The sequence below is a fragment of the Rahnella sp. P4_A8 genome (assembly GCF_056402435.1).
Genome location: NZ_JBFUHK010000253.1, coordinates 1 through 1,203, shown reverse-complemented (window position 1 = coordinate 1,203; position 1,203 = coordinate 1). Strand labels below are relative to the sequence as shown.

Here is a 1,203-nt window from a genome sequence, read left to right as displayed (position 1 = left end):
TGGTAAAGCAGCGAGGCAATGATTTTGCCACTGCGGGTCGACAGATAGTCGATCTGGAAGATCTTGCGGCGCAATGCCGGATCTTGTTTGATGGCCGCAATAAGCTTAGGCATCAGGCGGTTAATCAGTTCGCTGGCGGTCGGGAACTGATCCACACGCACACGGGCTTTGGTCTGCTGATCAAACATGATGTGGTACAGGTCGCCTTCATCGTGCCAGACACGGAATTCGGCGCGCATACGATAATGGCTGACAGGAGAACGGAAAACGTCAGGCTGCGGCGCATTATAAGGCGACATCATCGCCGTGAGACGTGCGGTCTTTTCCGCCAACTGGTCGTCATAGTGTTCAATGGGCAGGTTTTCAGGCGTCATCGGTTATCTCGTCTAACAGGAAGTAAATGAACAAACTTTGCGGGGGATTGTAGGGAAAGTCACTCCTATGTCCACCTTTGTTACATTTCTTCCGGTAAAACATACCTGACGTTACGGATGTCTGGATTTCCAAATGGGTTGATCGTAGGATTGCGCTTCGGCCTCATTGACTGAGTTAAAAGGGAATCCGGTGTGAATCCGGAACTGGCGCGCAGCGGTATGGGGAAATCACGGCGATAGCATTCTTTATTATGCAGACACTGTTTCTTCTTTCTCTTTCCCTCTTATATAAAGACAAGAGAGAAGAGGAGATGGGAAGTCATCGCCCGGTGCGGGTATTTTTAATTAATTACGACGTAATTAATTAGCCTGCAAATCCTAAGTCCGAAGACCTGCCGATGTTACGTCGCATTAATCATCGTCGTCGCGAAATACCGTCGGTGATCCTCTGCGGCATCCGCCAATTAAGTTTGGATGCTCGATTCATGACAATTAAAAAGCATGTGCTGCTGACGGCATTATCTGTCACGGCTTTTTCAGGGTGGGCGCAAGACAGCACTTCCACAAACAGTGGCGATGATCTGGTTGTTACCGCGAACCGTTTTCCACAGCCCGTTTCCTCAGTACTCGCGCCGACGGATATCGTCACGCGCGCAGATATCGACCGGTGGCAGTCAAAATCTGTGGCTGATGTTTTGCGTCGTTTACCGGGCGTGGATATTGCCCAGAACGGTGGAATGGGCCAGCAGACCTCATTATTTGTTCGCGGAACGAATGCCAGCCACACATTGGTGCTGATGGATGGTGTGCGTCTTAACCAGGCAGGTAT

1 protein-coding gene, 1 pseudogene and 1 riboswitch are annotated in these 1,203 nt (G+C 50.4%); of the genes and pseudogenes, one reads left to right on the top strand and one right to left on the bottom strand.

All coding sequences use genetic code 11. The features are described 5' to 3' along the window. Positions 1-374, bottom strand: a pseudogene (locus AC1DUO_RS25185) (tRNA (uridine(54)-C5)-methyltransferase TrmA); the annotation flags it as partial. Between the two features lie 141 nt (positions 375-515). After that, a riboswitch (cobalamin riboswitch) is annotated at positions 516-788 on the top strand. 71 nt (positions 789-859) lie between these two features. Between AC1DUO_RS25185 and AC1DUO_RS25180 the strand changes: the two are divergent. Beyond that, positions 860-1,203 (top strand): TonB-dependent receptor plug domain-containing protein (locus AC1DUO_RS25180; protein ID WP_477989416.1); only part of this gene is annotated, 344 nt, incomplete at its 3' end.